This window comes from Synechococcus sp. HJ21-Hayes (assembly GCF_024345835.1).
GTDB lineage: Bacteria > Cyanobacteriota > Cyanobacteriia > PCC-6307 > Cyanobiaceae > Vulcanococcus.
Genome location: NZ_JAGQBW010000013.1, coordinates 40,206 through 63,054 on the forward strand (window position 1 = coordinate 40,206; position 22,849 = coordinate 63,054).

The 22,849-nt window shown below is 67.4% G+C and carries 25 protein-coding genes and 1 tRNA gene; 15 read left to right on the plus strand and 11 right to left on the minus strand.

Going from position 1 to position 22,849, the window contains the following annotated elements; genetic code table 11:
* The first annotated feature begins 18 nt into the window (after positions 1 to 18).
* From sufC to KBZ14_RS11050, 3 genes are read left to right on the plus strand one after another with little or no spacing between them, the layout of a single operon-like run.
* The gene (sufC, locus tag KBZ14_RS11040; RefSeq protein ID WP_255118385.1) at positions 19 to 822 is read left to right on the plus strand and encodes a Fe-S cluster assembly ATPase SufC; all 804 of its coding nucleotides are present in this window, start codon (positions 19 to 21) and stop codon (positions 820 to 822) included.
* Positions 822 to 2,063, plus strand: a complete 1,242-nt coding sequence (locus KBZ14_RS11045; RefSeq protein WP_255118386.1) for a SufB/SufD family protein — start codon at positions 822 to 824, stop codon at positions 2,061 to 2,063. Before sufC ends, KBZ14_RS11045 begins: the two co-directional genes overlap by 1 nt.
* A complete protein-coding gene (locus tag KBZ14_RS11050) occupies positions 2,060 to 3,358 on the plus strand; it encodes a SufS family cysteine desulfurase (RefSeq protein WP_255118387.1) in 1,299 nt (432 codons plus the stop codon). The genes KBZ14_RS11045 and KBZ14_RS11050 overlap by 4 nt, the downstream gene beginning before the upstream one ends.
* 18 nt (positions 3,359 to 3,376) lie before the next feature.
* Here the strand turns inward: KBZ14_RS11050 and KBZ14_RS11055 are convergent, their stop codons facing one another.
* The 3 genes from KBZ14_RS11055 to KBZ14_RS11065 form a co-directional block, all read right to left on the minus strand.
* Positions 3,377 to 4,108 carry a class I SAM-dependent methyltransferase gene (locus KBZ14_RS11055; RefSeq protein WP_255118388.1) on the minus strand — a complete coding sequence of 244 codons (732 nt, stop codon included), beginning with the start codon at positions 4,106 to 4,108 and terminating at the stop codon, positions 3,377 to 3,379.
* Positions 4,109 to 4,157: 49 nt separating this feature from the next.
* On the minus strand, positions 4,158 to 4,976 hold the full coding sequence (locus KBZ14_RS11060; RefSeq protein ID WP_255118439.1) for an aldo/keto reductase: 819 nt from the start codon (positions 4,974 to 4,976) through the stop codon (positions 4,158 to 4,160).
* Between the two features lie 100 nt (positions 4,977 to 5,076).
* A complete protein-coding gene (locus KBZ14_RS11065) occupies positions 5,077 to 6,486 on the minus strand; it encodes a flavin monoamine oxidase family protein (RefSeq protein ID WP_255118389.1) in 1,410 nt (469 codons plus the stop codon).
* A 7-nt stretch (positions 6,487 to 6,493) separates the two neighbouring features.
* On the opposite strand from KBZ14_RS11065, the gene KBZ14_RS11070 reads away from it, so the two are divergent.
* The 3 genes from KBZ14_RS11070 (at position 6,494) to KBZ14_RS11080 (ending at position 8,977) form a co-directional block, all read left to right on the plus strand.
* Positions 6,494 to 7,060, plus strand: coding sequence for a DUF1543 domain-containing protein (locus KBZ14_RS11070; RefSeq protein ID WP_255118390.1), 567 nt, complete (start codon positions 6,494 to 6,496; stop codon positions 7,058 to 7,060).
* 140 nt (positions 7,061 to 7,200) lie between these two features.
* Positions 7,201 to 8,313: an S-methyl-5-thioribose-1-phosphate isomerase gene (gene mtnA, locus KBZ14_RS11075; protein ID WP_255118391.1), complete on the plus strand. Its 1,113-nt coding sequence runs from the start codon at positions 7,201 to 7,203 to the stop codon at positions 8,311 to 8,313.
* Complete coding sequence (locus KBZ14_RS11080; RefSeq protein ID WP_255118392.1) at positions 8,306 to 8,977, plus strand: class II aldolase/adducin family protein; 672 nt, start codon at positions 8,306 to 8,308, stop codon at positions 8,975 to 8,977. The genes mtnA and KBZ14_RS11080 overlap by 8 nt, the downstream gene beginning before the upstream one ends.
* On the opposite strand, the gene KBZ14_RS11085 is transcribed toward KBZ14_RS11080, so the two are convergent.
* Positions 8,958 to 10,340, minus strand: coding sequence for a sodium/glutamate symporter (locus tag KBZ14_RS11085; RefSeq protein WP_255118393.1), 1,383 nt, complete (start codon positions 10,338 to 10,340; stop codon positions 8,958 to 8,960). The genes KBZ14_RS11080 and KBZ14_RS11085 overlap by 20 nt on opposite strands.
* Positions 10,337 to 12,247 carry a S9 family peptidase gene (locus KBZ14_RS11090; protein WP_255118440.1) on the minus strand — a complete coding sequence of 637 codons (1,911 nt, stop codon included), beginning with the start codon at positions 12,245 to 12,247 and terminating at the stop codon, positions 10,337 to 10,339. The genes KBZ14_RS11085 and KBZ14_RS11090 overlap by 4 nt, the downstream gene beginning before the upstream one ends.
* 64 nt (positions 12,248 to 12,311) lie before the next feature.
* Here KBZ14_RS11090 and def point away from each other — a divergent pair, with 64 nt between their 5' ends.
* From def to rpsU, 4 genes are read left to right on the plus strand one after another with little or no spacing between them, the layout of a single operon-like run.
* The gene (gene def, locus KBZ14_RS11095; RefSeq protein WP_255118394.1) at positions 12,312 to 12,914 is read left to right on the plus strand and encodes a peptide deformylase; all 603 of its coding nucleotides are present in this window, start codon (positions 12,312 to 12,314) and stop codon (positions 12,912 to 12,914) included.
* 18 nt (positions 12,915 to 12,932) lie between these two features.
* On the plus strand, positions 12,933 to 13,130 hold the full coding sequence (locus tag KBZ14_RS11100; RefSeq protein WP_255118395.1) for a hypothetical protein: 198 nt from the start codon (positions 12,933 to 12,935) through the stop codon (positions 13,128 to 13,130).
* A gap of 58 nt (positions 13,131 to 13,188) precedes the next feature.
* On the plus strand, positions 13,189 to 13,869 hold the full coding sequence (locus KBZ14_RS11105) for a DUF3747 domain-containing protein (RefSeq protein ID WP_399211003.1): 681 nt from the start codon (positions 13,189 to 13,191) through the stop codon (positions 13,867 to 13,869).
* A 54-nt stretch (positions 13,870 to 13,923) separates the two neighbouring features.
* Positions 13,924 to 14,094 (plus strand): 30S ribosomal protein S21, encoded by a 171-nt coding sequence (gene rpsU / locus KBZ14_RS11110; protein WP_006172073.1) that lies wholly within the window; start codon positions 13,924 to 13,926, stop codon positions 14,092 to 14,094.
* Positions 14,095 to 14,354: 260 nt separating this feature from the next.
* Here rpsU and KBZ14_RS11115 read toward each other — a convergent pair whose 3' ends face one another.
* Positions 14,355 to 15,899 carry a YifB family Mg chelatase-like AAA ATPase gene (locus KBZ14_RS11115; RefSeq protein WP_255118396.1) on the minus strand — a complete coding sequence of 515 codons (1,545 nt, stop codon included), beginning with the start codon at positions 15,897 to 15,899 and terminating at the stop codon, positions 14,355 to 14,357.
* 74 nt (positions 15,900 to 15,973) lie between these two features.
* Here KBZ14_RS11115 and KBZ14_RS11120 point away from each other — a divergent pair, with 74 nt between their 5' ends.
* The 3 genes from KBZ14_RS11120 to KBZ14_RS11130 all read left to right on the plus strand — a co-directional run bounded on the left by KBZ14_RS11120 (position 15,974) and on the right by KBZ14_RS11130 (position 18,582).
* The gene (locus KBZ14_RS11120) at positions 15,974 to 16,324 is read left to right on the plus strand and encodes a histidine triad nucleotide-binding protein (RefSeq protein ID WP_255118397.1); all 351 of its coding nucleotides are present in this window, start codon (positions 15,974 to 15,976) and stop codon (positions 16,322 to 16,324) included.
* 61 nt (positions 16,325 to 16,385) lie between these two features.
* A complete protein-coding gene (locus tag KBZ14_RS11125) occupies positions 16,386 to 18,359 on the plus strand; it encodes an ABC transporter ATP-binding protein/permease (protein ID WP_255118398.1) in 1,974 nt (657 codons plus the stop codon).
* Between the two features lie 7 nt (positions 18,360 to 18,366).
* Entirely contained in the window at positions 18,367 to 18,582 is a 216-nt protein-coding gene (locus KBZ14_RS11130) for a chlorophyll a/b-binding protein (RefSeq protein ID WP_255118399.1), read from the plus strand.
* Positions 18,583 to 18,604: 22 nt separating this feature from the next.
* Here the strand turns inward: KBZ14_RS11130 and KBZ14_RS11135 are convergent, their stop codons facing one another.
* The 4 genes from KBZ14_RS11135 to psbX form a co-directional block, all read right to left on the minus strand.
* Positions 18,605 to 19,066 (minus strand): TolB family protein, encoded by a 462-nt coding sequence (locus KBZ14_RS11135; protein WP_255118400.1) that lies wholly within the window; start codon positions 19,064 to 19,066, stop codon positions 18,605 to 18,607.
* A gap of 20 nt (positions 19,067 to 19,086) precedes the next feature.
* On the minus strand, positions 19,087 to 19,665 hold the full coding sequence (locus tag KBZ14_RS11140) for a TolB family protein (RefSeq protein ID WP_255118401.1): 579 nt from the start codon (positions 19,663 to 19,665) through the stop codon (positions 19,087 to 19,089).
* A gap of 11 nt (positions 19,666 to 19,676) precedes the next feature.
* Complete coding sequence (locus tag KBZ14_RS11145) at positions 19,677 to 20,540, minus strand: Ycf66 family protein (RefSeq protein WP_255118402.1); 864 nt, start codon at positions 20,538 to 20,540, stop codon at positions 19,677 to 19,679.
* A gap of 74 nt (positions 20,541 to 20,614) precedes the next feature.
* Entirely contained in the window at positions 20,615 to 20,737 is a 123-nt protein-coding gene (psbX, locus tag KBZ14_RS11150; RefSeq protein ID WP_255118403.1) for a photosystem II reaction center X protein, read from the minus strand.
* Positions 20,738 to 20,814: 77 nt separating this feature from the next.
* Between psbX and KBZ14_RS11155 the strand changes: the two genes are divergently transcribed.
* Complete coding sequence (locus KBZ14_RS11155; RefSeq protein WP_255118404.1) at positions 20,815 to 21,153, plus strand: YggT family protein; 339 nt, start codon at positions 20,815 to 20,817, stop codon at positions 21,151 to 21,153.
* A gap of 19 nt (positions 21,154 to 21,172) precedes the next feature.
* On the opposite strand, the gene accC is transcribed toward KBZ14_RS11155, so the two are convergent.
* On the minus strand, positions 21,173 to 22,531 hold the full coding sequence (gene accC / locus KBZ14_RS11160; RefSeq protein WP_255118405.1) for an acetyl-CoA carboxylase biotin carboxylase subunit: 1,359 nt from the start codon (positions 22,529 to 22,531) through the stop codon (positions 21,173 to 21,175).
* A gap of 233 nt (positions 22,532 to 22,764) precedes the next feature.
* Between accC and KBZ14_RS11165 the strand changes: the two genes are divergently transcribed.
* Positions 22,765 to 22,846 (plus strand) — tRNA-Leu (locus KBZ14_RS11165).
* Positions 22,847 to 22,849: the final 3 nt, after the last annotated feature.

The following is a 22,849-nucleotide window of genomic DNA, read 5'->3' on the forward strand; positions in this document are numbered from 1 at the left end:
CCCTTTCGTTTCCCACCTGTGATTCGCCCTGACGCCCCCGTTTTGCTTGAGATCAAGGATCTCCACGCCCGGGTTGAGGACAAGGCGATCCTCAAGGGCGTGAACCTCACAGTGCGCGCCGGTGAGATTCATGCCGTGATGGGCCGCAATGGCAGCGGGAAGAGCACCCTCTCCAAAGTGCTCGCCGGCCATCCGGCGTACACCGTCACCGCTGGTGTGGTGACCTATCGCGGCCAGGATCTACTGGCTCTCGACCCTGAGCTGCGGGCCCGCATCGGCGTGTTTCTCGGGTTTCAGTACCCAGTGGAGATCCCTGGGGTGAGCAACCTGGAATTCCTGCGTGTGGCCACCAATGCCCGCCGTGCCGAACAGGGGGCCGAAGAGTTGGACACATTTGCCTTTGAAGATCTCGTTCGCGAGCGCCTCAAGGTGGTGCAGATGGATCCGGCTTTCCTCGATCGCAGCGTGAATGAGGGCTTCAGTGGTGGGGAAAAGAAGCGTAACGAGATTCTGCAGATGGCTCTCCTCGAGCCTCTCGTGGCGATCCTGGATGAAACGGATTCAGGCCTGGATATCGATGCCCTGCGCATCGTGGCGGGAGGCGTGAATCAGCTGGCCAACGCGGACAACGCCACGGTGTTGATCACCCACTACCAGCGCTTGCTCGATGCCATCACCCCTGATTACGTGCACGTGATGGCGGCGGGTCGCATTTTGCGTACAGGTGGCAAAGAGCTCGCCCTTGACCTGGAGGAGCGCGGTTACGACTGGGTGGATCAGGAGCTGGCTGCCCAGGCTCCCGTTCCCCTGGAGGTGGCCTGATGGCGGCCAGCCTCACGGCTCCCATGGCGCTGGCCGACTGGACCCGCCAGTGGCTCAATGGTCTGCCCGTTGCAGACGGGCCGCTGGCTGCCGTGCAACAGCGTGGCCGAGAGGCCCTGGCTGAACTTCCCGTGCCCTCCAGTCGTCAGGAGGACTGGCGCTTCACTGACCTGGGTCTGCTCGCGGGGCTTGACGCCACCTTGGCCTGCTCTCCGAGTGATGCTGGCCTCCCACCAGCCGCCCCTGGTGTCCTGCGGCTGGTGCTGGATGGCCGTAGTGATCCCCTGGCGGGTGTCGTACTGCCAGCGGGGCTTGCACCGCTGAGCGATTCCGAACTCGCCCAGGCCTTGGGCCACACCTTGGCCGCTACTGCCTGCGAGCACCACTGGCCTGTTGAACTCAACCATGCGGCCGCCCAGCAGGTGTTGGCCCTGCGGGTGGCGAGCCGCTCCTGCCTCACCTTGGAGCTGGTGAGCATGCAGGCGGCGGGCCTGTTGCCCCTGCGGGTGTTGTTGGTGTTGGAGGAGAAGGCCGAGCTTGAGCTCTGTCAGTTCGCCGGCGCCGGTGGTGCAGGTCTCACCAGCCTGGTGTTGGAGGCCCATCTGGGCCGTGGTGCCCGCTTGACTCACGGCGTGGTGGCCCTGGGACGCAACGATGCCGCCCTGCTGGCCCACCTGGCCATCGAGCAGGAGCCGGAGAGTTCCGCCACCCTCGCCACGGTGGCTGCGGGTTGGGGCCTGGCTCGCTTCGAGCCCCGCATCCGCCAGGTGGATGGCAGTGCCTCCACCACGCTGAGGGGGCTGCAGGTGGTTGATCATCGACAGGTCGCCGACACCCACAGCCATATCAGCTTTTCCGGCCCGGAAGGGCAGCTCGATCAGCTGCACAAGGCCGTGGCTGCCGGCCAGGGGCGCAGTGTGTTCAACGGCGCTGTGCGTGTGCCCAGGGAAGCCCAGCGCACCAATGCCGCCCAGCTCAGCCGCACCCTGCTCCTCTCCGATCGCGCCCGGATCGACACCAAGCCGGAGCTGGAGATCGTGGCTGACGATGTGAAGTGTGCCCACGGGGCCACCGTGAGTTGCCTGCAGACCGACGAGCTCTTCTATCTGCAGAGCCGCGGCATTGCGGCTGATCAGGCTTCAGCCCTGCTCAAGCGGGCCTTCTGCGAAGAGGTGCTTCGGGACCTGCCCGGCGCCGCCCGCCAGTGGTGCCGCTTCGAACATCTCCTGGCATCGGTATGACCAGCACCGTGCCCGCCCATGAGCTGCGCCCTGCCCTCGAGGTGGCGGAAGCCCCGAACCTGGCGGCGCTTACCCGTCCAGACTTTCCTTTGCTGGCCCAGACCGCCTGCCTGGGGCAGCCCCTGATCTACCTCGATCACGCCGCCACCAGTCAGAAGCCGCGGCAAGTACTCGAGGCGCTCCAGCACTACTACGACCATGACAACGCCAACGTGCACCGCGGAGCTCACCAGCTGAGTGCTCGGGCCACCGAGGGGTTTGAAGGGGCCCGGGCCAAGACCGCTGCCTTCGTGGGGGCGGCGTCGGCCAACGAGATTGTGTTCACCCGCAACGCCAGCGAAGCGATCAATCTGGTGGCCCGCAGTTGGGGTGAGGCGAACCTCCAGGTCGGTGATGAGGTGCTGCTCACCGTGATGGAGCACCACAGCAATCTGGTGCCCTGGCAGCTGTTGGCGGCCCGCACGGGTTGCGTGTTGCGTCATGCGGGCCTCACGCCCTCCGGTGAGCTCGACCTTGAAGATCTGCGCAGCAAGCTGAATGAGCGCACCAAGTTGGTGAGCTTGGTGCAGGTGAGCAACACGCTCGGCTGCCTCAACCCGATCCCGGCGATTGCCGCCCTAGCCCACGGGGCTGGGGCGCTGTTGCTGGTGGATGCCTGCCAGAGCCTGCCCCACCTGCCCATTGATGTGGCCCAGCTGGGTGCTGATTTTCTGGTGGGAAGTTCCCACAAACTCTGCGGTCCCACCGGCATGGGCTTCCTGTGGGGCAGGGAAACGCTGCTGGAGGCGATGCCGCCTTTTCTGGGCGGTGGCGAAATGATCCAGGACGTCTACCTGGATCACAGCACCTGGGCGGGGTTGCCCCACAAGTTTGAGGCCGGCACCCCGGCCATCGGTGAAGCCATCGGTATGGGGGCGGCCCTGGACTACCTCGAGACCATTGGTGTGGATCGCATCCATGCCTGGGAGCAGCAGCTCACCCGCCAGCTGTTTCATCGCCTTCAGGCGATCGATGGTCTGCAGATCCTGGGCCCCACCCCCAAACAGCAACCGGATCGCGGTGCCCTGGCGGCCTTCCACGTGGAGGGTGTGCACGCCAATGACATCGCGGCCCTGCTCGATTCAGCCGGCATCTGCATCCGTAGTGGTCACCACTGCACCCAGCCCCTGCACCGCCACTACGGCCTCAGTGCGTCAGCCCGGGCCAGCCTCAGTTTCACCACCACCCCTGAGGAGATCGATCGGTTTGCCGATGAGCTCCAGAGCAGCATTCAGTTCCTGCGGGAGCACAGCTGAGGGGCGGCAGCCATTCCCTCAGGCCGCTTGCAGAACGGCCATGGCCTCGGCTTGGTGAGTTCCCTGCCAGGCCCAGTGCCAGCGCCAGCCGGCCGCTTCTGCAGCCGCGGCGATCGCGGCGCGGTCGGCGGGGATGTCGAAGCCCCTCAGATGGCTGATCACGTGCTCTTGCTGCTCGGTCGTGAGCTGGGGCCAGCCCTGCTGGATGCGCTGGGTGTATCGCGCCACGTAGGCCTCCCGGCTCTCCCCGGGTTCGCGAAACACATCAACCCAGACGAACAGGCCGCCGGGGCTCATCCGCTTCCGCGCCGCCTGCAGAAATGTCAGCTTGGCGGGATCGTCCAGGTGGTGGATCGCAAAGGCCGAATGCAGGATGTCGGTGGTTGCCGGTGCTGCACCGGCTGCAGTGCCACCATCCAGATCGCCCCGGGCCCAGGCCAGCAGATCGCCCTCCAGCCAGTGGGTGGTGTAGGCAACGCTCCCCAGGGCCTGCTGTGCCATCGGCAGCACCACCGCCGCCTGATCGAGGCCGGTGTAGGCGCCCAGGGGCAGCCGCTGCAGCAGCGGTGCCAGCAGGGCCAGGTCGCCGCAGCCCAGGTCCACCAGCCGTGGGGCGGAGGCGTCCGCAGGGCGAGCGGCCAGCCAGGCGTCGATGGCCGTGGCTGTGGCGTTGGCCACGGCCCGATGCTCCATCAGGTCGTGCTCAACCACCGCTCGATAGGAGCTCCACTGCCGCTCGAAGAAATCCATCACCCCTCGGCTGGTGCCGCCATCCTCCTGGAGCAGGGTGGCGGGGGGCTCAGCCGGGTTCGTCCCACAGGGTCTTGCGGCTGTAGGGCCCACCCGGCAGCTCCCAGAAGCTGCCATCTACAAAGCGGTGCTGCCGGTCCAGGCCGGCGATCTGGGCCAGCTCGGGCGGGGTGAGCTGCAGCTGGGCGGCGGCCAGGTTGGCGGCCAGCCGCTCGCGTTGCACCGACTTGGGAATCACCGCCGTGCCTGTGGCGATGCCCCAGGCCAGCAGCACCTGGGCGGGGCTGGCCCCATGGGCCGCGGCGATCTGGCTAATCACCGGTTCGCTCAGCAGCGGTGTGGGTCCGCCTGCCGCTGGTGAGCCCAGGGGTGAGTAGGCCGTGATGGCGATGCCCTCGCGGCGGCAGAAGGCCAGCAGATCGTTTTGCTGCAGCCAGGGGTGACGTTCCACCTGGTTCATCGCCGGCCTGATGTGGCAGCTGGCCAAAAGGCCCTCGAGCTTGCTGGCGCTGCAATTGGACACCCCGATCTCACGCACCAGGCCCGCTTCCACCAGTACTTCCATGGCGGCCCAGGTGGCGCTCAGGGGCAGTTGTCCCAGGGCGATCTGGTCGGTTGCGCTGCTGGGCATCAGCACGCCATGGCGGTGCACCACCGGCCAGTGGATCAGGTACAGATCCAGCTGCTCCAGCTGCAGGTTGGAGAGGGTCCGCTCCAGGGCCGGCCGCACCTGCTCAGGGGCGTGGTAGGCGTTCCAGAGCTGGGAGGTGATCCACAGCGCTTCCCGGTTCACGAGCCCGCTGGCCTGTCCGGCTGCCAGGGCGGCACCCACCTCGGCCTCGTTGCCATAGATCGAAGCGCAGTCGATGTGGCGCCGCTCTCCAGGGTGATCGCGGGGACGAAAGACACAGGGGCCAGCATGCTCAAGTTACTACCACCATGTTGCGCTCAGTGGTCGTGCATGTGGCTCACAGCTGCTGCACCGCGGCGGCAGCCCGCTCGCCGGCCTCGATCGCCCCTTCGAAGTAGCCCGGCCAGCGTGGTGACATCTCGGTGCCGGCCCAGTGCACCCGGCCATGGGCCGCTGGGCCGGGTCCCCCCTGGTCGCCTGCCGCCAGGCGGGCGTGACTGGTCCAGGTGCCGGGGGTTACAAAGCTGGTGAAGGCCCCGCCGCTCCAGGGTTCGGCGTTCCAGGGCTGCTCGATCAGTTCCAGGGGCTTGGAGGCCTCGGGCCCCCAGTAGGCCACCAGGTCGTCCAGGATCCGCTGCTGGCGCTCCTGTGCCGGTAGCGCGCCCAGGCGCAGGGCCCGTTCGCCGGCCAGAAAGCTGGCCAAGACCGCGGGTTGCCCTTCTGGGGGGCTGCTGTCGGCGGTGAGTTCCAGGGCCGGCCGATCGCCGATGCCCAGGCCGTTGAGGCCCTGCTCGCGCCAGAAGGGGCGGGCGTACACGGCCAGCACTTTGGTCATGGCGCCCATCGGTGAGCGCTGCAGCAGGGCCCGGTGGGCGGCTGGCAGGGGTGGGTCCAGGTGGATGGCCAAGCGCAGCTGGGGTGGCACCGCCACGACCGCTGCCCGGGCCTGGTATTCGGGGCCGCCAGCGGTGACGACGGTGACGCAGCCCTCGCTCTGGCGGAGCGCCACGACCGCCTGCCCCAGCTGCACACAATCCGGATCGCCCGCCTGTAGGGCCTCAACCAGCAGCGGTGGCACCTGGCCCGCCCCGCCCCGCACCAGCCAGGCTTCGGGGCTCTCGGCCTGGGGTGCCACCGCCTGGCTCCAGGCCAGATGCAGGATCGAGGCCTCCCAGGGTTCAAAGCCGCCGGAGCCTCCCACCCGGCACAGCCACGCGAGCGGCAGCCGCGCCAGCTTGTGGTTGCTCCGTTCGGCCGCCCATTGGGCAACGCTGAGCCGATCCAGCCGCTTGGCGTCGGCGGTGCGCCACGGTTGCCGCGGGTCCACCTGGGCCACCAGTTGGGCAAAGGCCCTTTGGAGCTCCAGGGTGGCGGCCAGCTCGGCTGCGGGTAGATCGAGCTGCTGCGGCTCAAAGAACAACAGGCTCTCCCCAAAGCCAGGGGCCAGGGGGGCCTGCCGGGCTCGCCCCTGCCAGTGCAGGACGCCGTCGCCGTCGTAGTGGCTCGGGTAGGTGTCGAGGGCCAGTTCGCCGAGCAAGGCCGCGAAGCGGTGGTGGCTGGCTCCACCCCACTGGCCGCCTAGATCCACAACGCCACCGTTTTGGAGGCTTTGGCTGAACATGCGCCCTCCCACCCGCTCGCGGGCTTCCAGAACCCGCACGCGCAGGCCCTTCTGTTGCAGCCGCCTTGCCGTCACCAGCCCCGAGAGGCCGGCGCCCACCACCACCACGTCGACGGCAGTCACCATGGCACTGATGCCCCTTCGCCCTGCGCTCACCTTGGCCAGCTCCAGCGCCAACGCCAGTTTGTTTCTGGTGGTGCTGGGCGGCCGCACGGCCCAGAGCACCATCGAGCTGCACGATGTGCGCTTCGTGGCCGGCTGCCGCATCGACGACACCCTGCCGGAGCTGCGGCGCCAGTGGTTCGGGAGGCGTGAGGGCTTGCACCTGGATGCCTACATGGCGGTGCGGGCGGTGGATGGCTGGGCGGTGCGCCTCGGGCGCGAGCCTGCCGCGCCCCGGCCCGAGCGGCTGTGGTTCGTGAACCTGGGCGCCTACCGTCCCGATTCCCTGGCCGAGCTGCACCACTTCGGCCTAGTGGTGGCCCGATCCCCGCAGGCGGCCAAGGCGGCGGCCAAGCGGCAGTGGCTGGGTGGGGCCTTGCAGCAACACAAGGACGATCTGTGCGCCGTGGACGATTGTCTGGCGATTGAGCAGCTGGAGCTGTTGGGCGGTGAGCGCTGGCATGTGCAGCTGGAGCCCCACCCCGAGGGTCTGAGCCAGAGCCAGGTGCCGGATTGGTTCGGCTACCGGCCGATCTGAGCGGGGCGGCAGGGGTCGCTGTGGCGTCCGCGGCACTACGGCTTGGTGGACAGTCCTGTTCTGGCCCGTGCTGAAGGGCACCGGGCCGCCTGCGCGCCTCCAGGGATGATCAAGGGCAGATCCGCTTTCCTCCCGCAGCCATGAATATCGACGGCAAGGCCTGGCGCACGATCTGGCTGGAGCCCGATGGCCGTTCGGTAGGCGTGATCGATCAGACCCGGCTGCCCCACCAGTTCACAACGCGCACCCTGCGCAGCTGTGAGGAAGCCGCCGACGCGATCCGCACGATGGTGGTGCGTGGTGCCCCGCTGATCGGCGTGACCGGTGCCTACGGGCTGATGTTGGCCCTGCAGGCCGATCCCAGTGATGGCTCCCTGGCAGCGGCCTTCGAGCAGCTCAATGCCACCCGGCCCACGGCAATCAACCTGCGCTGGGCCCTGGAGCGGGTGCGCACCAAGGTGCAGCCGCTGCCGCCGGCCGAGCGGGCCGAGGCGGCGAAGGCGGAGGCCGCGGCGATCGCCGATGAGGACGTGGCCATGTGCGAGGCCATCGGCGAGCACGGCCTGACGATCTTCCAGCAGCTGGCCGCTGCCCGGCCGGCGCAGCGGCAACAGGAGCCCTTCCAGGTGCTCACCCACTGCAACGCCGGCTGGCTGGCCACGGTGGACTGGGGTACGGCCCTGGCGCCGATCTACAAGGCCCACCGCGCCGGGCTGAACATCCATGTGTGGGTGGATGAAACGCGCCCCCGCAACCAGGGTGCCTCGCTCACGGCCTATGAGCTGGGCCGCGAAGGCGTGCCCCACACCGTGATTGTGGACAACGCCGGCGGCCACCTGATGCAGCACGGGCAGGTGGATGCGGTGATCGTGGGCACCGACCGCACCACCCGCAGCGGCGACGTGTGTAACAAGATCGGCACCTACCTCAAGGCTCTGGCCGCCCACGACAACGGCGTGCCGTTCTATGTGGCCCTGCCCGCTTCCACGATCGACTGGACCATCGCCGATGGCGTGGCCGAGATCCCGATCGAAGCCCGCGCTGCTGCCGAGGTGACCCACATCCAGGGCCGCATCGCCAGCGGCCCCGCTGCCGGGGAGATCGCCAACGTGCAGCTCACCCCTGACGGTAGTGATGGGTTCAACCCCGCCTTCGACGTGACCCCGGCCCGTCTGGTGACGGCCCTGATCACCGAGCGCGGCGTTGCAGCCGCCAGCGAGCAGGGCCTCCAGGGCCTGTACGGCAATGACTGAGCAAGCACTGCGTGTGCAGATGGTGGAGGTGGCCCGGCGTATGAATGCCTCGGGCATCAACCAGGGCACCTCCGGCAACCTCTCCGCCCGCATTCCCGGCGGGTTTCTGATCACCCCCACCTCCCTGCCCTACGAGCAGATGCAGCCTGAGGATCTGGTGGCGATGGATGGCGAGGGACATCACAGCGGCCCACGGCGGCCGTCGTCGGAGTGGCAGCTCCATGCCGACATCCTGCGCTGCCGCCCGGAGATCCAGGCGGTGCTGCATTGCCATTCCATCCAGGCCACGGCGCTGGCCTGCCATGGCCGTGGCATCCCCCCCTTCCACTACATGACCGCCGTCGCCGGGGGCCATGACATCCGCTGCGCCCCCTATGCCACCTTTGGCACGGCGGAGCTCTCGAACTTGGCGGTGGAGGCCCTGCAGGATCGCCTGGCCTGTCTGCTGGCTCAGCATGGCCAGGTGGCCCTGGGGAGCAGCCTCGATCAGGCCCTGCGGATCGCCATTGAGGTGGAAACGCTGGCCCAGATGTATCTGCAGGCGCTGCAGCTGGGTGAGCCCCCGCGGCTGAGTTCGGAGCAGATGGCCGCGGTTCATCACCAGTTCCGCACCTTGTGTTACGGGGCAGGGGCAGCCAGGTCTGCTAGGTCGCCTCAGGTTTAAGGCGAGCCAGCAGCAGCCCGGTTCCGGCGAACAGCACCACCAGGCCAAAGCAGAAGCCCGTCCAGATCGGCAACCCCCAGTCCGCAATCGCCAGGGGGGCCACCACGGTGACCACGCCCCCGGCCAGGAACGGTTGGAGCAGCAGCTGTTTGATCGAGAAGGCCGGCAGGGCATCGCTGCGGTCCTCGGGGTCGGCCATGCGCAGCAGCAGCAGGCCGCTGGCGGCCACCCCGGTGGCCTGCCCGAACTCGATCACCGCCCGCTCGAACCAGTCCGCTGGTAGCAGTCGCGGGGCCAGCACCAGGGTGACCCCCAGATTCCAGGCCAGGCCGCTGAGGGCCAGCACCGTGAGCGGTAGCCAATCGGCGCGTAGCAGGCCCAGATCCAGCCCAGCGGTGGCGGCGGTGATCAGCAGATCCGCCGACAGCGTGCCGATCTGGCCCTGCACCGGAGCGGAGGCCCAGTGGGCGTTGCCGCTGCGCTCCAGCGCCAGGCGCACCAGCAGCGAGCCCACGATCGCCAGGGGGAACACCGGCAGGGAGTCCACCACGGTGGCAACGCCATCCCCCAGGCCTGCGGTCAGCCAGCGCAGGGCGGCCAGCAGAGCCACGCCCACCAACACCGCCACACCCGCGAGGGCCAGGTTTACCGCCCAGGTGGCTGGTCCGGTGGGATGGGCGCTCGCGGCCGTTGGCGCGCCTGCTCCTACCTGGGTTGTGGTGCTGGTCTCGCCGCTGGCAGCGGCATCAGCCAGGCGCCAGCGGCGGCTGCGCCCCAGCACCACCACCAGGCCCCCCACCAAGGTGGAGGAGAGCAGCCCCACCGTGGCCATGGCCAGGCCGAGGGCCTGCCCTCCGGGAAAGCCCAGGGCGGCATAGCTCGGACCCATGGCCGCGGCGGAGCCGTGGCCGCCCTCGTAGGCCACTTCGATCAGGCAGGCCATGATCGGGCTCACCCCCAGCCAGGGCTGCAGCACCAGCAGTACCGCCAGGCCAGCCACCACGTACTGGCCGAAGGCCAGTACCAGGGCCAGCGACACCTGCCCCGAAACGGGACGCCACAGCCCCTGCAGCTTTGGCAGCGGTTTGCCCAGCAGCAGGGAGCCGAACACCAGGGTGAGTAGCACCAGGGGCAGATCGGCCCAGAGCTCCAGCACCTGGTGGGGCAGTAGCGGCAGGGGGCCTCCTGGGGCCAGTAGCAGGCCCACCAGCCCGGCCAGTAGGGCTTCGGGGATGCCCCATAAGCGCAGTTGCATCCGGGCGCCAAGGGCGCGCCCCACCGTGAGGATCAGGCTGAGGCTGGCCATGGCCAGAGCCAACCAGCCCAGCCCGGGCAGCAGTTCAGCCTGGAGATTGGAGATCACAGGCGGAAATGCCGGCGGAAGAAGGCCTCTGTGGCCTCCAGGACGTGGATCTGGGTGTCGCTGTTGCGGAAGCCATGGCCCTCATCCGGGAACAGGTGCACCTCCACCGGGATGGCGTTGGCTTTGAGGGCAAGGGCCATCCGCTCGGTTTGTTCCGCTGGCACCACCTGGTCGTCGAGGCCCTGGAAAAAAATCACCGGACAGCGGATGCGGTCGGCATGCTGCAGCGGCGAGCGCGCGTCATAGGTGGTCTTCGCTGCGGGCCAGGGCCCCACGAGCCCGTCGAGGTAGCGGGCCTCGAAGCGGTGGGTGTCGATGGCCAGGGCGCTGAGATCCGCAACGCCGTAGCGGCATCCTCCAGCCCGGAACACATCCGTGAAACAGAGGGCCGCCAGGGTGGTGAAGCCTCCGGCGCTACCCCCTTCGATGGCGATGCGTTCAGGCGATGCCTTCCCGGCTGCCACCACGGCCTGCGCAGCAGCGGCGCAATCGGCCACGTCCACCACGCCCCACTGCCCATCGAGCCGTTCGCGGTAGGCGCGGCCGAAGCCAGTGGATCCGCCGTAGTTCACATCCACTACCCCCCAGCCCCTGGAGGTCCAGAACTGGATGCCCAGGTTCAGGCCCGTGCGCGCCATGCCGGTGGGGCCGCTGTGGCCTTTCACCAGCAGGGGCGAACCGCTGTGGCCGCCGCCGCTCGGCGGGTAGTACCAGGCGTGGGTGGGGCGGTCGCCGTAGCCCTGGAACCACAGCTCCTCTGGAGCGCTGATGGCCTCGGCCGCCAGCGGACAGGGTGCGGCAGGTGTGTGATGCCAGCGGCTGGTGCGCAGGTTCAGTTCCAGCAGGCCTGGTGGCGTTGTGGCATTGCTGGCGATGCAGGCCAGTCGCCCCTCTGCCGCGCAGAGGCCCGCCAGGTCGTCGAAAGGGATGTCCAGGGGGTGCCAGCGGCAGGGCTGTCCGCTCCCGGCCGTGTCGCCGTCGGCCAGCTCCTCCACCCGGCCCAGTTGCCAGCGGCCCTGGAGGCAGGCCGTGGCCAGCAGCTGTTCTCCGTCCCAGGCGTGGGTGCTCATGCCGAACACCCACTGGGGCATGGCGAAGTCCCCCTGCATGGGCAGGAGCGGTTGCCAGGTCACCGGGGCCTTCGCGCCCAGGTGGTCGGCGTTGTTCAGCCGCTCCAGGTTCCAGAAGCCATGGCGATCGTTGGCCACCACGAGGTGGGGCCCCGTCCACAGGGGCTGAAACACCGACACGCCGCGGTCGTCGCAGCCATCCGAGCCCGCCACCAGGCGCGACCCGCTGATCAACCCACCCGCATCGAAGCGCCCCAGGCGCAGTTGGCTGCGATCCCAGGGCATGAAGGGCTGCTGCCACTCCACCCAGGCCAGGCAGGCACCCGAGGGGCTCAAGGCTGGGTAGCCGCAGAAATCCGCTGCTGCCAGCAGCAGCTGGGGGTCGCCGCCCTTGAGCGGAATGGCCACCAGCTGATCGCGACCGTTGGTTTCCATCACGCCGATCCAGCGGTCGCGGGCTGGATCGATCAGCCCACCGCCGTAGGCCCCCGGCGGGCTCAAGCGCCGCGGTTGTGGGTCGCGGCTCTCCAGCTCCAGCAACCACAGGCTGCGGTCACCGTCGTGGCTGAACACCGCCACGGCCTGGCCATCGGCGCGGTGACCAAGGGCACAGGCGCCACCGCCGTAGTCATGCACCCGGCTGCGCAGGTTCCATGCGCCAGGGGTGAGTTCCTCGGGTACCTGGTCGGGGTTGGTTCGTCGCACCAGGGTGGTGCGTCCTTTCTCGTGGGGGCGTTGTTCCAGCCAATGGAGCACCCCATCCAGCAGCTGGGGTTCCCGCAGGCTTGGGGTCTTACCCACCACCACCGCTGCAGGCAGGGCGCCTGGGGACTCGATCACCGATTGCTCCATTGGGCAGCTCCTAGAATCGCCCTTAACAAAGCGCCAGTGAGGACACGCCTTGGCCAGCAGCTTCGCCAGGTTGGCGCGCTCCGCAGAGCTGTCGGGGCGCCTGCAGGTGTCCAAGGAGCCGGTGGATAACCCTCCTTACGACATCCACCAACTGGGCGACGAGGTGCTGCGCACGCCGGCGCGGCGCATCGGCAAGGTGGATGACGCCGTGCGAGATCTCGCACGGGACATGCTGGTGAGCATGTACGCAGCCCGCGGGATCGGGTTGGCGGCCCCCCAGATCGGCGTGCATCAGCAGTTGTTGGTGATTGACCTGGAACTGGAAGACCCCAGCAGCCCGCCGCTGGTGCTGATTAACCCTGAGATCACGGGGGTGGGCGGGACGATCTGCACCTATGAGGAGGGCTGCCTCAGCATTCCGGGGGTGTACCTCGATGTGGTCCGGCCCAGCGTGGTGGAGGTGGGTTACCGCGATGCGATGGGGCGCCCCAAGAAACTCAAGGCCGACGGCCTGATGGCCCGCTGCATCCAGCACGAGATGGATCACCTCAACGGGGTGCTGTTCGTGGATCGCGTCACCGACGAGGCCAAGCTCCAGGAGGGCCTGAACGAGAAGGGCTTTAATCGCGACGACGTGCGTCCCGTCGCCTGATTCAGGAGCTCTGAACCCATGCCCATGAAACCCCTGGCGGGCCTGTTCCTCGCCCTGGCCTGCATCCTGGGGATCGCTGCCACCGGCTCCGTGTTCGAGCTGGCCTATGGCGACCCGGACTTGGGCGTGGCCACCACTCGCCTGATCCTCGGCCTGGCCTTGCCTGGAACCCTGCTCAGCCTGCTCGTGGCCATCCGCCTCAACAAGCCGGCCTGAACCCCATGGCGATCGTGGCCAGCACTTCTACGATCCCCCCACCGCCCTCCGTTCCGCTGTGAAGACGCCGGCTCGTTCCCTGGTTTCGCTGCTCTCCGCCAGCGGCTTGGCCTCTGCCGGCGCCCTCGCCTGCACTGCCCTGTTGGGCCCCCAGGCGCCCGCCCAGGCTCAGGCCCTGTTCAATGCCGCGGAGGTGGAGCAGAAGCGCTTTGTGATCGTGGCGGCCCCGATTGGGGATGGCAGCCGGGCCCAGCTCAACATCTATGAGCAGCGCAGCGCAGCCCGCCCCTGCTTCGAGGTTCAGGGCTCGAACCCGGCTGTGGTGAATCCTCTGCTCGCCACCTTCGATTTCACCGGCATCTGCAACCGCTTCATCGATGCCAACGGTTACTCGGTGCGGGTTGGTGGCTCCGATCTGGCCACGGTGTATCGCCTCAGCGTGGTGCGTAAGGGCGGCGACAACGTTCTGCTGGCCTTGCCCACCAAGGCCGGCGTCGGTCCGGAAATGGTGGTGGCCCGCACGGGGGGACAGGCGGGGGGCTTCCTGCTGCTGGTGCCTGAGCCGGGCTGGAAGCTGATGCGGCGTCAGTTCGGTGGTCGAGCACTGGGCCACGTGTACCTCTACCGGGATGGCTGGCCGGAGGGCACCCCCATCGCCGCCCCGGTGTCCCCCTCGGCTCCTTTGGTGCCTCAGCCCTCTAAGCCGGTTCCTGTTGCCCCAGCCCAGTCCCGTTCCTGAGCTCGGCGGGGCAGTTGCTACCATCGTCCAACTGCAGATTCCATTGAGCGGTACATGACCCAGGTCACCGTCGGCGAAAACGAAGGCATCGAATCGGCGTTGCGCCGCTTCAAGCGTCAGGTGTCCAAGGCCGGTATTTTCGCTGACCTCAAGCGCCTGCGTCACCACGAAACCCCCACCGAGAAGTACAAGCGCAAGGCCCAGCAGCGTCGTCGTCGTCGCTGATTGGTGAGCTGTTTCCAGTTCCCTCCAAGGCGGGAATCGGTGTTTGTACCGGTTCCCGCTTTGTTGTGGCCGTGCCGATGATGGGACTGATCCCACCGGAGGTTCCCGTGGACAAGCTCATGGCTGCACTCACCAGCTGGTTCGGAACAAGCGTGGCCCATGCTTTTGGCGACCCGCGGCAAGACCGCCTGCAGAGGCCTCCGAACGTGGGCGTTCAGCCCTACCGCGATCATCCCCACAAGGGTTGATCGCTCCCTGGCTCAGCCGGGCTCGCGGCCCTGATCAAAGCTGCGGTAGTTCAGGGCCTCGGCCACGGCGCCGGGGCCGACCCTGGGGTCTCCGCTGAGGTCGGCGATGGTGCGGGCAACCCGCAGCACCCGCTCGCAGGATCGGGCGCTCAGGCCGCGCTGCTCCATGGCCTCCTGCCAAAGCTCCAGAGCCAGGGGCTCGAACTGGCCGTGCTGGCGGAGCTGCTGGCCGCTCAGGCGGCTGTTGGCAATGCCACTGGGGTTGCGCTGGCCCATGCGTGAGCGGGCGGCGGCTACCCGGGCCGCTACCTCTGCGCTGGATTCCGGTGCGCTCTGGTGGCTGTCCGGGCGATAGCGACGGCCCAGGTCCGCTGCATCCAGTCGGCGCACCACCACCTGCAGATCAATGCGGTCCATCAGCGGGCCGGTGAGCTTGCCCCAGTAGCGCTCCCGCAGGCCGGTGCCGCAGCGGCAGGGTCGCAAGGGATCGCCAAACCAGCCGCAGGGGCAGGGATTGGTGGCTGCCACCAGGGCAATCTCGCAGGGGAAACGCACCCGCTGCCTGGCGCGACTCACCCAGACTTCCCCCTCCTCCAGGGGCTGGCGCAGCTGGTTCAACACGTCCCGCCGGAATTCCGCCAGCTCATCCAGAAACAGCACGCCGCGGTGGGCGAGGGCCAGTTCTCCCGGCCTAGGAATGCTGCCGCCGCCCACCAGGGCCGCACTGGAGCAGCCATGGTGCGGGGCACGAAAAGGTCGCTGTTGCTGCAGGCCGAGGCCCTGGCTCAGCAGGCCGGCCACGGAATAGAGCTGGCTGAGTTCCAGGGCTTCGTCGCGCTCCAGGGGTGGCAGTAGCGTCGACAGGCGGCGAGCCAGCATGGTTTTGCCGCTCCCGGGGGGACCCACCAGCAGCAGGTGATGGCCCCCGGCCGCGGCGATCTCCAGGGCTCGGCGGCCATGCAGCTGCCCCTGCACTTCGGCCAGGTCTGGTCCGTCGGCAGAGGCCGGGGTGGCGGTGCAGGGCAGCGTGGTTCGGTTCGCCAGCGCGGGGTTGGCCAGCAGCGCCAGCACCTGTGGTAAATCGGCGGCCGCCCATACCCTTAGCCCCTCCACCAGGGCTGTTTCAGTGGCGTTGGCTTGCGGGATCACCAGGGCTCGCGCACCGGCCCGCCGGGCTGCGAGGGCCAGGGCCACGGCGCCGCGCACCGGCCGCAGACTGCCATCCAGGCCCAGTTCGCCCGCGGCCCAGATGCCCTCCAGCAGGGGAGGCGCCAGTTGGCCGCTGGCCACCAGCACCGCCAGGGCGATCGGCAGATCGAAGGCCGGCCCTTCTTTGCGTAGGTCGGCCGGAGCCAGATTCACGATCACCCGGGTGAGAGGCATGCGCAGCCCGCTGTTGCGCACCGCGGCACGCACCCGCTCGCGCGATTCCTGCACGGCCGCGTCAGCCAATCCCACCATCAGCAGCCCAGGTAGCCCTGGGGCGATGTCCACCTCCACGGACACCTCCACGGCTTCTAGCCCCAGCAGGGCCCCGCCGCTGCATCGTGCCAACATCAGCCCTCAGGACAAACCAGAGGTGTTGTTCCACCCCTGTTGCGTCTGCCCGCTTGCAACCGCCGCCGCTGGCTATGGCTGAGCCCGTCAACGACACGATTTTTGGCCGCATCCTGCGAGGAGAGATTCCGTGCGATCAGGTGTTTGCCGACGAGCGCTGCCTGGCCTTCCGGGATGTGCAGCCCCAGGCTCCGGTGCACATCCTGGTGATCCCCCGGCAGCCCATCGTGAACCTGGCGGAAGCCGAGCCGCAGCACGCTGAGTTACTGGGCCATCTCCTGCTAGTGGCAGCCCAGGTGGCTCGTCAGGAGGGGCTCACGGGGTTCCGTACCGTGATCAACAGCGGTGCCGAAGCCGGCCAGACGGTCTTTCACCTGCACGTCCACGTGATTGGCGGCCGTGCCCTGGCGTGGCCACCCGGGTAACCGGTCACCTGTTCTCGGTTGCCCCCAGCAGCGGTGAGAATGGCGGCACTTGCCCACCGTCATGAGCCCCCTGTCGGCTTTCCGCAGCCAGCTTGGCAAGCTGCAGCGACTGGCCCAGCCCTACTTCCTGCCGCTTGAGGAAACCCGCGCTTGGCAGTTCCTGCTGTTGATCAGCTCCCTGTTGGCGGTGGTTGTGGGAAGCACATTGTTGCTGCTCACCGGTGTTGTGACCCTGTCCGGTGCCTTGATTCCCGAGCTGCAGGGCCGTTTCCTGCCTGGAGTTCCCCAGCAGGTGGCCGCCATCTGGCGCAGTCCGCTTGGGGCCGTGCTGATGGTGCTGTTCGCCGCTGGAATCGGCTGTTTTGTTGCTCTGCGCGGCAAGTTGCGCCAAGGGCGCTGGTTGCCCTGGCTGTTGATGGGGGTGATCACGCTGCTGATCCTGGTGATCAATGGCATCAACGTGGGTATCAGTTATGTGGCCCGCAATGTTGACAATACCCTGGTGGCCTACCAAGCTGATCAGTTTTGGCAGGTGGTGGCGATTTATGCCTTCTGCCTGGTACTGGCGCTGCCGATCAGAGCCCTGCAGAGTTATCTGATTCCCCGGCTTGGCCTGCTGTGGCGCGAGTGGTTGAGCGGCCGCTTGTTGACCCGTTACCTCTCTAATCGGGCCTACTACGTTCTCAACCCCAATGATGAAACGGCCGAAGAGATCGATAATCCCGATCAGCGGATTTCCCAGGATGCAGCCAGTTTCACCAGTACCAGCCTAAGTGTCACCGTTGAGATTGTCTCGGCACTGCTCACCTTTGTGAGCTTTATTGTGGTGCTGTGGACCATCAGCACCAAATTGGCCCTTTGGCTCCTGGTGTATTCGGTGGCGGGTACGGCCGTGATCATCTTTGCCAGCCGCAAGCTGGTGGCCCTCAACTATGACCAGCTGCGTCTGGAAGCCGACTTCCGTTATGGCCTAGTACATATCCGCGATAACGCCGAATCGATTGCCTTCTACCGGGGCGAGGAGCAGGAGTCCCGCGAGGCCGGGAGGCGCCTGGGTGGTGCCATTCGTAACTACAACAAACTGATTGTCTGGGAGGCGCTGATCAGTGTGATCCAGCGCTCCTACGACTACTTCTCGCGCTTCCTTCCCTGGCTGGTGATTGCCCCAATCTATTTCGCCAAGCAGGTGGACTTCGGGGTGTTTGGACAGGCGAGCATTGCCTTCAGTCAGGTGTTGTTTTCGGTGAGTTACATCGTGAATAACATCGATCGCCTGGCGGCCTTCTCCGCTTCCATCAGCCGACTGGAAGGTTTCCAGGGCAAGGTGGAGGCGATCAACAGCGCTGAAGAGGCGTCTAGTTCGCGGGAACGGGCTGGGGCTTCGATTCTGCTGAGCCATGTGGATTTGGTTCCCCCCCAGAGCGATCGCCTGCTGATCCGGGATCTGAGCCTGGAGGTGGGCTTCAATCAGCGGGTGCTGGTGGTGGGTCCCAGTGGCTGCGGCAAGACGTCCCTTCTGCGCATGGTGAGTGGCCTCTGGCCGCCCGCCGCCGGCGAGGTGGAGCGGCCGCCGCTTCTGGAGCTGCTGTTCATTCCTCAGAAGCCTTACATGATTCTGGGCAGCCTGCGCGAGCAGCTCTGCTACCCCCAGAACCCCAGCCGCTTCACAGATGAGCACCTGCGCAGCGTGCTTGAGGAGGTGTGTTTGCTGGAGTTGGTGCAGCGTTATCCCGATTTCGATATCAAGCAGGATTGGCAGCGGCTGCTCTCCCTTGGGGAGCAGCAACGCCTCGCCTTTGCACGGCTGTTGCTGAACTCGCCGCGGTTTGTGGTGCTCGATGAGGCCACCAGTGCCTTGGATGTAACCACCGAGAAGCGCCTCTATCAGCTGCTCACCCAGCGCGAGATGGCCTTTGTGAGCGTGGGCCATCGCCCCACCCTCAAGGCCTTCCACGACACCGTGCTGCAACTGGACGGCCAGGGCGGCTGGAAGTTGATCCCCGCCGCCAGCTATGACTTCAACCCCGGCGCCTGATTCCCCCATGCCCCCTTCCGCTCCGCTACCTGCCGATGTCCCCAGCCCTCAGCTGGAGCCCCCGGCCACCAGTGCCACCACCAACGATGTGCCGGCCTTCGGTTGGAGTACCTACGCCGAGCGTGTGAATGGTCGCTTCGCCATGGTTGGCTTTGCTGCGATCCTGCTGTTGGAGGCGCTGAGTGGCCAAACCTTCCTGCAGTGGGCAGGCTTCGTGTCCTGAGCTGGGGCTTAGCGCACCGGGTTCAGGGCAGGGTTAGTAGGTCCACCTGCCACTGCCCGCCCCGACTCACTTCCACGGCAAGAACGCGGCCGTCGGCGCTGAGTTGCACCCGGCGGGGAACACCGGCCGGTTCCATGGGAATTGCTTGCAGGTTCTGCAAAGAGCGCCGGTAGAGCACCAGCTCCGTGCGTCCCTCCCGTTGGCGCACCAGCGCCAGTCGCTCACCCCGCTGATCCACCGTGACGCTGAGCGGTTGGGCGTCGGGGCGGTTCAGGCCCAGCAGGGGCACGGGGGCGGAGCTGCTCAGGTTCACCATTTGAACCTGTTCGCGGCCCTCGCGGCCCGTGATCAGGGCCAGCCAGTTGCCGCTCAGTGCTGGGGAATGGCTGGTGCCGCCACGGGCGAGCTGGAGGTTGAGGCCTTGCAGTGGCCTCAGGTTGCCGCCCAGGCACCCCCCTAGCAGGCTCGAGAGCGTAAGCGCCATAGCCAGCAGGGCTCTTGATTTCATCGCGTTAGCCCGCCGCCGCCGCTCACGGGCTGCCCCGGGGCCTGGTCTGGCTCGAGCAGCCCGCTCAGGTCAAACACCTCCACGCGGGACTGGCCGTTGTCGAGCACCTCGAGGACCACCCGGCGGGCATCGGGGGCGAGGCTGAGCCGTTGGGGTTCGCGGCCGGCCGGCAGCAGCAGTGGGTGCAGTTGTCCGTTGGCGCGATCTTCGATCACGGCCTGACGCTGCGGTCCTTGCTGCACCACCAAGGCCAGGTAACGGCCGTTCCAGCTCAGGGAGGGTGAGCTGTGGGGTTGCTGCCGCCGCAGGTGGTGCAGGGGAAGGACCTTGCCGCTGCTGCGCTCCTGCAGGATCACCGTGCTGCGCCCTCCCCGTTCCACCACCGAGGCCAGCAGCCTGCCATCGCCACTGAGGGCGGGATCCTGGCGGGCTTCCTGGCCGATGCCCAGGGGCGCGGCCGGCTGGCGACGCAGTTCCCAGGGAGTGCCACACCCCCAGAGCCACAGGCTGGTGCTGAGCAGGGTGGCGAGGCCGGCCCAGCGGTAGCGGCTAGAGCTGTGGGGTTGAACGGACAAGCCCAGGGCCGTCAGTCGTCGAAGCGAGAGCTGTTGTCGCGGGGGGCGCCAGCCGCCTGGCGCGGGCTGGGCCGCACGGGGCTGAAATCGGCATCACTCACAGCTGGGGCAGCAGGGCCGTTGCTAGGGCTGGGCCGATCGTTGCTGGGGCGCTCCTGATAGGGAGAGCCTTGGGGAACCCCAGGGGCAGGGCGCCGACTGGAGCGAGGCATGCTCTCGGCGGCAGGGGCGGCGGGCCTGCTGCCGCGGCGCTGGTCGTCGCGGCCTTGGCGACGGGAGCCGAAATCCACGGGGGCGGAACCAGCGGTGGATGGGCCGCCCGCTCGGAAACGGCTCGGAGCGTCTGAGGGGCCGGGTTCCGGACGCCCCCCGCGGGAGGCTGCCCGCTCGGGGATGGCTGCCCGGGCCGCAGGGCGGCGGGGGCGGTAGAAGTCATCCTCCTCGGGGCGCCCTTCGTCGTAGCCGTCTTCCCGGGAGCGGATCCGGCGCCGCAGCGGCTGGGGTTCGTCGAAGCGGTCCACACCTTCACCCCACTCCCGTCCACCCCCCATGCGGGGGCTGGCGGGGGGCTCATCGTCGTCGAAGTAGGAGGAGCGGCGGGCCTGTTCGGTGGTGACGCCCCGCAGGCGCACGCTCTCGTAGGCGAAGAACACCGTGGTGCCGGCCAGCAGGAACTGGCCGAACTGGAGGATTGGATCGAGGCGCCAACCCTGAAAGAACAAAATGCCGCCGCAGAGGAGGCCCACGGCGGCAAAAAACACGTCGTAGTCGCGCGCCAAGGCTGGCTTGAAGCTCCTCATGAAGTAGAGGAGGGCTCCGCCAACAGCCAGCACAATGCCGACAATGCTGGCCCAATTCAGGCTGGCGTTAACCACAGATCAAGAGGCCCTGTGTTGCCACTGTAGGCGGGTTGCTGGGAGCCGCTAGGGGCTCCAAGGCCAGCAGCAGCTCAGAGCTTGCGGTCAACGCGGTCGTTCTGGCTGATCAGCACCAGGGCGATGCTGATGGGCACCACCACGATCACCGCACCCCACAGGAGGCTGCTCAGGAAGTTGGCGAGGGAAGGGGTCATGGCACCGACTAATCCGTGGCGGATCCTAGGCAGTGATGGCGACTTCCTACGATCAAGGCCCAGCTGCTTAGAGCTTTGTGACGGGACCTGAGCTTCTCTCCCTGGTCCGCCCGGCTCTTCCAGGGGTGCATTTGTTGCTGGGCCTGCTGCTCTCGGGCTGGACGCTGCTGTTCCTGTTCCGCATCGTGCTCACCTGGTATCCGCAGCTGGATCTCAACAAGGGAGCCTTACGGCTGGTGGGCTGGCCCACGGAGCCGCTGCTGGGCTTCACCCGCAAACTGGTGGCCCCCATCGGCGGCGTGGATGTCACCCCGGTGATCTGGGTGGGGCTGATCAGTCTGGTGCGGGAGCTGCTGGTGGGTCAGCAGGGGCTGGTGACCCAGGTGATGATCCGCGCCAGTGTGGTGGCGGCCTGAGGGCGGTGCTGCGCTGGGCTTACTTGCCCATCTGCGGCAGCATCTCCTGCTCAACAAATTTTGTGTGCACATCCCCCGCCTGGAATTCCGGGCGATCCAGCAGTTGCAGATGGAACTCGATGGTGGTGGGAATGCCCGTCACCGCGCATTCCGAGAGGGCCCGTCGCAGGCGCCGGAGGGCGTGGTCACGGTCGGTGCCCCACACGATCAGCTTGCCGATCAGCGAGTCGTAGAAGGGGGGGATCTCATAGCCCGTGTAGACGTGGCTATCGAAGCGCACGCCGGGGCCGCCGGGGGGCAGCCAGCCAGTGATCTTGCCGGGGGCCGGCCGGAAGTTCTGGCGCGGATCCTCGGCGTTGATGCGCACCTCGATGGCGTGACCGGTGAGCTTGATCTGGTCCTGGGTCAGGGAGATGGGCAGCCCGCCGGCGATGCGCAGCTGCTCGGCAATCAGGTCAACGCCCGTCACCATCTCAGTGACGGGATGCTCCACCTGAATGCGGGTGTTCATCTCCATGAAATAGAAGCTGCCGCTGCGATCCACCAGGAACTCCACGGTGCCGGCGCCCTCGTAGCCAATGGTGCGGGCTGCGGCTACGGCAGCATCGCCCATCTGACGGCGTAGGTCGGCATTGATGGCAACGCTTGGCGCTTCCTCCAGCAGCTTCTGGTGACGGCGTTGGATGGAGCAATCGCGCTCACCCAGGTGCACCACGTTGCCGTGGCGATCGGCCAGCACCTGCACTTCCACGTGCCGGGGCCGGTCGATGAATTTCTCCATGTAGAGGCCTGGGTTGCCGAAGGCGGCTTCCGCTTCGCCCTGGGCGGCCTTGAACAGGTTCTCCAGTTGGTCGGGGCCGGGGACTAGGCGCATGCCCCGGCCACCGCCGCCGGCGGTGGCCTTGATCATCACCGGGTAGCCCATGGCGTCAGCCAGGCGGGCGGCCTCGGCCACACTCTCCAGCAGGCCTTCGCTGCCGGGGATGGTGGGCACGCCCACCTTCTGCATGGTGGCCTTCGCGGTGGACTTGTCGCCCATGGACCGGATGGCTTCGGGCGAAGGGCCCACGAAGGTGAGGCCGTGGGCCGCACAGATTTCGGCGAAGCGATCGTTTTCCGCCAGGAAGCCGTAGCCCGGGTGAATTGCATCGGCGCCGCGGGAGGTGGCGGCAGCGAGGATGTTCGGAATGTTGAGGTAGCTCTTGCTGCTGGGCGCGTCGCCGACGCACACCGCCTCATCGGCCAGTTGAACGTGCAGCGCGTTTTTGTCCACCGTGCTGTACACAGCCACGGTTGGGATGCCGAGTTCTCGGCAGCTGCGCAGGATTCGAAGAGCGATTTCGCCACGGTTGGCGATCAGCAGTTTGCCGATGGGCATCCAGTGGCAGTCCGGCAGATCCGGCAGCGCAGGCCGCTGGGGACTGTATCAGCGCTCACCTGGATGGGGGCCGGCCCGGGCGATGGGTATATTGCTCGGAAGGAACGCCCCAGGGCTGCTTCCTCCCCTCGTCTGGTTCAGCTGTTCCTGCGGTTCAGTTGGTCAGAACCCGTCTCAACCCCAGTGGTTCGAGGCGTTCTGGTCGGGCCCCATAGCCAGGCCTACACAACCACGCGGATGTGGTGGAATTGGTAGACACGCACGTTTGAGGGGCGTGTGACTTCGGTCTTGCGAGTTCAAGTCTCGCCATCCGCATTT

Bases quoted from the DNA above. Each gene is read 5' to 3' on its own strand.
- KBZ14_RS11045 (WP_255118386.1), top strand. From the start codon at position 822: ATGGCGGCCAGCCTCACGGCTCCCATGGCGCTGGCCGACTGGACCCGC.
- KBZ14_RS11050 (WP_255118387.1), top strand. From the start codon at position 2,060: ATGACCAGCACCGTGCCCGCCCATGAGCTGCGCCCTGCCCTCGAGGTG.
- KBZ14_RS11055 (WP_255118388.1), bottom strand. From the start codon at position 4,108: ATGGATTTCTTCGAGCGGCAGTGGAGCTCCTATCGAGCGGTGGTTGAG.
- KBZ14_RS11065 (WP_255118389.1), bottom strand. From the start codon at position 6,486: ATGGTGACTGCCGTCGACGTGGTGGTGGTGGGCGCCGGCCTCTCGGGG.
- KBZ14_RS11070 (WP_255118390.1), top strand. From the start codon at position 6,494: ATGCCCCTTCGCCCTGCGCTCACCTTGGCCAGCTCCAGCGCCAACGCC.
- mtnA (WP_255118391.1), top strand. From the start codon at position 7,201: ATGAATATCGACGGCAAGGCCTGGCGCACGATCTGGCTGGAGCCCGAT.
- KBZ14_RS11080 (WP_255118392.1), top strand. From the start codon at position 8,306: ATGACTGAGCAAGCACTGCGTGTGCAGATGGTGGAGGTGGCCCGGCGT.
- KBZ14_RS11100 (WP_255118395.1), top strand. From the start codon at position 12,933: ATGCCCATGAAACCCCTGGCGGGCCTGTTCCTCGCCCTGGCCTGCATC.
- rpsU (WP_006172073.1), top strand. From the start codon at position 13,924: ATGACCCAGGTCACCGTCGGCGAAAACGAAGGCATCGAATCGGCGTTG.
- KBZ14_RS11115 (WP_255118396.1), bottom strand. From the start codon at position 15,899: ATGTTGGCACGATGCAGCGGCGGGGCCCTGCTGGGGCTAGAAGCCGTG.
- KBZ14_RS11120 (WP_255118397.1), top strand. From the start codon at position 15,974: ATGGCTGAGCCCGTCAACGACACGATTTTTGGCCGCATCCTGCGAGGA.
- KBZ14_RS11125 (WP_255118398.1), top strand. From the start codon at position 16,386: ATGAGCCCCCTGTCGGCTTTCCGCAGCCAGCTTGGCAAGCTGCAGCGA.
- KBZ14_RS11130 (WP_255118399.1), top strand. From the start codon at position 18,367: ATGCCCCCTTCCGCTCCGCTACCTGCCGATGTCCCCAGCCCTCAGCTG.
- KBZ14_RS11135 (WP_255118400.1), bottom strand. From the start codon at position 19,066: ATGGCGCTTACGCTCTCGAGCCTGCTAGGGGGGTGCCTGGGCGGCAAC.
- psbX (WP_255118403.1), bottom strand. From the start codon at position 20,737: ATGACCCCTTCCCTCGCCAACTTCCTGAGCAGCCTCCTGTGGGGTGCG.
- accC (WP_255118405.1), bottom strand. From the start codon at position 22,531: ATGCCCATCGGCAAACTGCTGATCGCCAACCGTGGCGAAATCGCTCTT.